Genomic DNA, 5,788 nt, shown 5'->3' on the forward strand with positions numbered 1-5,788 from the left:
CAGGAACGCCAGTGCGGCAAGCAGGGCGCGTATGCGCACCGGTTACTCGATCTTGCGCGCCTCCTCCGGCAGCATGATCGGAATGCCGTCACGGATCGGATAGGCGAGCTTGGCCGAGCGCGAGATCAGCTCCTGCCTCGCCACATCGAATTCCAGCGGACCCTTGGTCACCGGACAGACCAGGATTTCGAGCAATTTTGGATCGACGGTGTTTTCGGGGCGTTCTGGCGAGGCACTCATGATGGTCTCCGGCTTTTTCCGCGTATCTAGCACACCGGCGGCCATGCTGTCGTCGCCAACCGCTAACTTCTGGCGAAGCGCAAGAGCTCGTCGAGCAGCGCCTGACGGATGTCGTCGGGCGGAGGTTTATCCGAGAATGTGACGCCGAGAAATGTCCAGTAGAGAAGCTGCGCGCGGACCTGCGCCGCCTCCGGTGCCAGGCCGCTTCGCTTCAACATGGTTTCGAGATAGCCGAGACGCCGCCGGTCGATGGCCTGCACGGCCGCGCGGGCGGCCGCATCGAAGCTGGCCCAGCTACGCACCGCCTTCTCCAGGGTCAGCCGTTCGGAGAGCACTCTGGTCAGGAGCCGCGCGAGCGGATCTTCGCCTGCTTCCCCGGCTTCCAGGTCGGCAATGACCTGTTCGGCGGCGACCTCGCGCCAGTGCTTCAGGATCGCGCCGTGGAACGCGGCGATGTCGGCGAAATGCCAGTAGAAGCTGCCGCGCGACACCCCCATCGTCTTCGCAAGCCTGTCGGCCTTCAGGGCCGCAAACCCATGTCTTGCCAAGACCTTCAGGCCGAGGTCGAGCCAGTCGCGGGCGGAGAGCTGTATGGTCATGATATCATGACCATACACAAGTGTATTGACGGATGAAAGTCCGCGGCCTAGTTTCCATACAGAACTGTATGGAGATCTTCATGCGCGATTTGTTGCTGCAAGCCGCCGGAGCCGTGGCGATTCTGGGGGCGCTGGTCCATGCGGTGATCGGAGAACGCCGTGTGTTCACGCGCGCCCGGATCGAGCCGCCGCGGCTAAGACTCCTGATCTGGCTGGTCTGGCAGGCCTTCACACTGGCCTGGATCGCCTGCGGCGTGCTGCTGTTCGCCGCCCCCTGGATGGGATCGGAGCCGGCGCGGCACTGGATCGTTGCCACGCTGGTGCCGGTGTTTGCGTTTGCGGCGTTCGCCAACGCTTTCGCTTCACGCGGCCGGCACTTCGGCTGGATGATACTTGGTGCGGTGGTTGGGATGGCCGTGGCTGGTTATTGAGCAGGCGGGATCCGGATCTCAGTGGCATCGCTGAGGGCGCTGACTGCTCTAATGCCAGCGCCCGCCGGATTCTGACATTCGTTTTATTTTTTGACATGGCCGCAGACGCATTGACGGATATCAGGCACGTCACTCTAGAATGGCTCCAGTCTAGAGCGGGTCTCTTTGCCGAGGCTCGGCCGAGGCGCTAATTGAAATCACCGATGACAGCCCGACTTTGTCGGATCTCGCCGGCGAGTATTGTGATGCCAGGTCCGACGCGTACACAGGGTTCATTCCGAAGCGCTCCTGACGGCGGAATGCCCGAGTCAGAGCGGGAGGCCAGCCATTCGAGGTGCTCAGTCTCGCGGCATTCCAGCGCCACCTGTCAAGCTGAACGTCGCCAACGAATTTTGATCTGGCTCAAGCTCGGGAAGGGCTGGTACATGTCTCCTTCGATGAATATGGTGAGAAATCTCTCCCTTGCCGCAATTTGCGCAGTCGCAACCGTGCAGGCGGCTTTTGCGATCGCGCAGGATGCGACGGAAATCCAGGTGACGTATTCCAAGGGCCAATTCCAGCCGAGCGAACTGCGCGCACCGGCGGATCGACCCGTCGTGTTCAGGGTCAAGAACCTGGATCCGGCGGCGATGGAGTTCGAAAGCGACTCGCTGCGAGTCGAGAAGGTTGTCGCCGGCAAGGCCGACGGCGTCGTCAATGTGCGTGCGCTGAAGCCTGGACGCTATGAGTTTCATGACGATTTCAACGACCAGGCGCGCGGCGTCCTGAACGTACAATAGGCGGTGCCGCGTGTTGGCTGCGCTCGTCATCGTCTTCCGCGAGGTCTTTGAGGCCGGGTTGATCGTCGGCATCGTGCTTGCGGTTACCGGCGAGGTCCGTCACCGCAATCGCTGGATCGGCGGCGGCGTGCTCGCAGGCGCGCTCGCGGCCTGTCTGGTGGCGGCGTTTGCCGGCGCATTGTCCGAACTGTTCGAGGGGATGGGACAGGAACTGTTCAACGCGGCGATCCTCGTGACGGCCGTGGTCATGCTGACCTGGCACAATGTCTGGATGGCACGGCACGGCAGGCAGATGGCGGGAGAATTGCGCGCCGCCGGTCAGGCGGTCGCGGATGGCAGCAAGTCGCTGCTCGCGCTCGCCGTGGTGGTCGGCGTGGCCGTGCTTCGCGAGGGCAGCGAGGTCGCGCTGTTTCTCTATGGCGTGGCGACGTCGGATGGCGGCTCGGGCGTGAGCTTCCTGGCCGGCGGCCTGATCGGACTGGTGATGGGGGGCCTGGTCTGCCTCTTGACCTATCGCGGCCTGATGCGGATTCCGCCACGCGCGCTGTTTGCGACGACGACCACCCTGATCACCCTGCTCGCGGCCGGGATGGCGGCGCAGGCGGTCGCGTTTCTCGCGCGGGCCAATTGGCTGACGTCGCTCGATCGGGTGATGTGGGACAGTTCCTCCCTGCTCTCGGATCGCAGCCTTGCGGGCCGCACGCTGCACACGCTGATCGGTTACACCGACCAGCCGACAGAAATGCAGCTCGTCGTCTATATCGTCGTCATCGTCACCACTGTCGTGCTGATGCGGCTTACAGCGCCGGGCCAAGGCCGCCGGCCCGGACACGCCGTTCCGGCCGAATAGATAATTTCTCTACTGCAGGGGCGGATCGCCGCTGGTGCGTTTCTTCGCGAGGTCCATCTCGGTCACCGCGATCAGGATCTCCGCGCGGGTCTTCAGGTCGGGCGCCTCGAGCATGGCCTGCTTCTCCGCCGGACCATAAGGCGACATCATCGCAAGCGCATTGACCAGCGCCTCATTGGGGGCGGTCTCGACGCCGTTCCAGTCGACGCTGAGATTGTTGGCCTTGAGAAATTCGGCGAGCGCCGCCAGCAAGGCCTCGCGGTCGACCGCGTCCTCGCCCTTGCGCGCGGTGAAATCGTCGAGGAACGGGAAATAGTCGACCCTGCACTGCCGGTAGGGTGTCTGCACCGTCAGTTCCTCGACCACGCGGAAGCGCGAAATGCCGGTGAGCTCGAGAATGTAGCGGCCATCACCGGATTCGGCGAGCTGCGTGATGCGGCCGACGCAGCCGACGCGAAACAGCACCGGATTGTCCTCGTTCGACGAATGCGTCACGTCGGGCTGGATCATGCCGATCAGTCGGTGACCGTCGCGCAGGGAATCGTCTACCATCGCAAGATAGCGCGGTTCAAAAATGTTGAGCGGCATCTGGCCGCGCGGCAGCAATAGCGCGCCGGCGAGCGGAAACACCGGAATGATCTCAGGAAGCTCGGCGGGCCCGCGATATTCGGCGTTAATCGGCATCAGCTGCGCGCCTTCAGTTATCGATATCTCCCAAAGCGCGATGCGGCGGAATCGCAAAGCCGTCGCGCTTCAGATGGTCGGTTGAACACGGTCCCTTCCGAAAGCCGTTTCGCGCATCATGTCCACGCGGCCCTTCGGGCCGGATCACGCGTTCCCGGCTCTCACGAAAACAGGATCGTCGAGAGCCGCTTTCGTCCGTCGATGGTGGACTCGTCCGCCCCGCCCCAGGCCTCGAACAGCTGCACGAGCTGCTTGCGCGCGCCGTCCTCGTTCCACTTGCGGTCCCGCTTGACGATCTCGAGCAGCTGGTCGGTCGCTTCCTTGCGCTTGCCGAGCGCATTCAGCGCGGTCGCGAGATCAAAACGGGCCTGGTGGTCGAGCGGGTTCGCCGCGACCTTCTTTTCCAGCTCCGCGACCGGGCCGACCGACTGGGCCTGTTCGGCGAGGTCGATCGCGGCCTGAACCGCCTTCACGGCCGGGTCATTGCGCTTGGACTCCGGCACCATCGCGAGCGTCTGCTTGGCCTGCTCAATCGCGTCGGTCGTGACGTAGCATTTTGCGAGGCCCGCAAGCGCCGGGATGTTGGTGGCGTCGATCGCAAGCGCTTCGGCATAGATCTGCGCGGCTCCGGCCGGATCGCCTTCGGCGAGCACGGCGTCCGCCTCCTTCAGGATGTCCGCGATGTTCGGCTCGCCGGCGGCGGGGACGCCCCTGGTCAATTTCTCGATGAAGGCGCTGACCTGGCTCTCCGGCAGAGCACCCATGAATCCGTCAGCCGGCTGACCGCCGACGAAGGCGATCACGGCCGGGATCGACTGAATTCCCATTTGACCAGGAATCGCCGGGTGTTCGTCGATATTCATTTTGACCAGCTTGACCTTGCCCTTGGCGGCCCGCACCAGCTTTTCCAGGACGGGGGTCAGCTGGCGGCATGGTCCGCACCATGGCGCCCAGAAATCGATGAGGACCGGCTGGCGCCGCGATTCCTCGATCACGTCCTTCATGAAACTCTGAGTGGTGGTCTCCTTGATCAGATCGGGTGTTACCTGCGGTGTCGCGCCGCTGCCCTGCTCTACTATGGTCACGGGGGATCCTCGTCCGATGTCTGGAATGGACCGCGTTCTAGCACGGCCCGAAAACATGTTCTTGGAACTTCCGCTCCTTAGGTGGCGGTTTGCATGAAAATTTCAATTGGTTCGGCGGCGCCTGATCGCGGCCCAGGGAACCTCGGAGATCGGGTGGCGCGCGCCGCAGGTTTCGCGCCAGGCTGCCGGTCATCGATGCTCATGCTAGGAGCGCCCAATATGGCGAGAGCCTATTACAGCACCATTTTTCGCGAGCCGGCCCCGGAGATCTGGAAAATCATTCGCGATTTCAACAACTACCCGGTGTGGGTCAACGGTGCCGGCGAGAGCCGGATCGAAGATGGCAAATCCGCTGATGCGGTCGGCGCGATCCGGCAGGTGCTGTACCAGGGCAGGTGCATCCGCCAGCGGCTGCTGGCGCTATCCGATGTCGAGCGCTCTCAGACCTACGAGTTCTGCAGCGAGCCGTCGCTGCCGGTCACCTCGTTCCAGGCCACCCTGCGTGTCACGTCCGTCATCGATGGCGATCGCGCCTTTGTCGAATGGTGGGCCGATTTCGATTGCGAACCCGCCCGTCACGACGAACTCGCCGGCACGCTCCGCGGCTGGTTTGCCCGATGGCTCGAATCGCTGCGGACGGCCATGGGTACTGGAACCGGCCACGAAGCCGTGACCAACCCCAAATTGGTGCCCCCTTCTGCGTGATTTGGGGGCCATTCTGCGCCGTGGGTAGCGCTTTCGGACGATTTAACCGCGTTCGGACCGTCGTCTGACTGTTGCATTCAAGGTCGGCATTTGGCATAGGTCTCCCCGTTGCCGGCGCCATGGTCGGCAGCACACCGGATGCGGGTGTAGCTCAGTGGTAGAGCACGACCTTGCCAAGGTCGGGGTCGAGGGTTCGAGCCCCTTCGCCCGCTCCAATTTTCCTCCTGACATCGTCACGCCGGGAGAGCCGCGATCTCGCCTTCGGGATCGAGATGGGCAGGCCGCCAGCCGAGCTCGGCTCTCGCTTTCGCACCGCTCAGCCGCTGGTCACGGGTATAGCCTCTTGCTCACTCGCCAAGTTCGCCGGCGATCTGATCGGCGGAGACGATTTGTGGCGTCTGGTTCGGTCGGCCGA

8 protein-coding genes and 1 tRNA gene are annotated in these 5,788 nt (G+C 63.5%); 5 read left to right on the plus strand and 4 right to left on the minus strand.

Going from position 1 to position 5,788, the window contains the following annotated elements; genetic code table 11:
• Window positions 1-42: 42 nt before the first annotated feature.
• A complete protein-coding gene (locus tag JOZ76_RS22560; protein ID WP_291702033.1) occupies window positions 43-240 on the minus strand; it encodes a Trm112 family protein in 198 nt (65 codons plus the stop codon).
• Window positions 241-302: 62 nt separating this feature from the next.
• Window positions 303-839: a TetR/AcrR family transcriptional regulator gene (locus JOZ76_RS22565; protein WP_291702035.1), complete on the minus strand. Its 537-nt coding sequence runs from the start codon at window positions 837-839 to the stop codon at window positions 303-305.
• Window positions 840-919: 80 nt separating this feature from the next.
• Here JOZ76_RS22565 and JOZ76_RS22570 point away from each other — a divergent pair, with 80 nt between their 5' ends.
• From JOZ76_RS22570 to JOZ76_RS22580, 3 genes are all read left to right on the plus strand, one after another.
• Window positions 920-1,270, plus strand: coding sequence for a hypothetical protein (locus JOZ76_RS22570; protein WP_291702037.1), 351 nt, complete (start codon window positions 920-922; stop codon window positions 1,268-1,270).
• Between the two features lie 443 nt (window positions 1,271-1,713).
• A complete protein-coding gene (locus JOZ76_RS22575; RefSeq protein ID WP_366938611.1) occupies window positions 1,714-2,049 on the plus strand; it encodes a cupredoxin domain-containing protein in 336 nt (111 codons plus the stop codon).
• Between the two features lie 10 nt (window positions 2,050-2,059).
• The gene (locus JOZ76_RS22580) at window positions 2,060-2,899 is read left to right on the plus strand and encodes an FTR1 family iron permease (RefSeq protein WP_291702039.1); all 840 of its coding nucleotides are present in this window, start codon (window positions 2,060-2,062) and stop codon (window positions 2,897-2,899) included.
• 9 nt (window positions 2,900-2,908) lie between these two features.
• Here JOZ76_RS22580 and JOZ76_RS22585 read toward each other — a convergent pair whose 3' ends face one another.
• The gene (locus JOZ76_RS22585) at window positions 2,909-3,583 is read right to left on the minus strand and encodes an LON peptidase substrate-binding domain-containing protein (RefSeq protein ID WP_291702040.1); all 675 of its coding nucleotides are present in this window, start codon (window positions 3,581-3,583) and stop codon (window positions 2,909-2,911) included.
• Window positions 3,584-3,744: 161 nt separating this feature from the next.
• On the minus strand, window positions 3,745-4,668 hold the full coding sequence (gene trxA / locus JOZ76_RS22590) for a thioredoxin (RefSeq protein WP_291702042.1): 924 nt from the start codon (window positions 4,666-4,668) through the stop codon (window positions 3,745-3,747).
• 153 nt (window positions 4,669-4,821) lie between these two features.
• Here trxA and JOZ76_RS22595 point away from each other — a divergent pair, with 153 nt between their 5' ends.
• Window positions 4,822-5,373: an SRPBCC family protein gene (locus JOZ76_RS22595; RefSeq protein WP_291702044.1), complete on the plus strand. Its 552-nt coding sequence runs from the start codon at window positions 4,822-4,824 to the stop codon at window positions 5,371-5,373.
• Window positions 5,374-5,513: 140 nt separating this feature from the next.
• A tRNA-Gly gene (locus JOZ76_RS22600) sits at window positions 5,514-5,588 on the plus strand.
• The last annotated feature ends 200 nt before the right edge of the window (window positions 5,589-5,788 follow it).

It is taken from the genome of Bradyrhizobium sp. (assembly GCF_019244115.1).
GTDB lineage: Bacteria > Pseudomonadota > Alphaproteobacteria > Rhizobiales > Xanthobacteraceae > Bradyrhizobium.

What these genes read in the sequence shown, in the direction of transcription:
- JOZ76_RS22575 (WP_366938611.1), top strand. Translation starts at nt 1,714, where the DNA reads ATGGTGAGAAATCTCTCCCTTGCCGCAATTTGCGCAGTCGCAACCGTG.
- JOZ76_RS22565 (WP_291702035.1), bottom strand. Translation starts at nt 839, where the DNA reads ATGACCATACAGCTCTCCGCCCGCGACTGGCTCGACCTCGGCCTGAAG.
- JOZ76_RS22585 (WP_291702040.1), bottom strand. Translation starts at nt 3,583, where the DNA reads ATGCCGATTAACGCCGAATATCGCGGGCCCGCCGAGCTTCCTGAGATC.
- JOZ76_RS22560 (WP_291702033.1), bottom strand. Translation starts at nt 240, where the DNA reads ATGAGTGCCTCGCCAGAACGCCCCGAAAACACCGTCGATCCAAAATTG.
- JOZ76_RS22570 (WP_291702037.1), top strand. Translation starts at nt 920, where the DNA reads ATGCGCGATTTGTTGCTGCAAGCCGCCGGAGCCGTGGCGATTCTGGGG.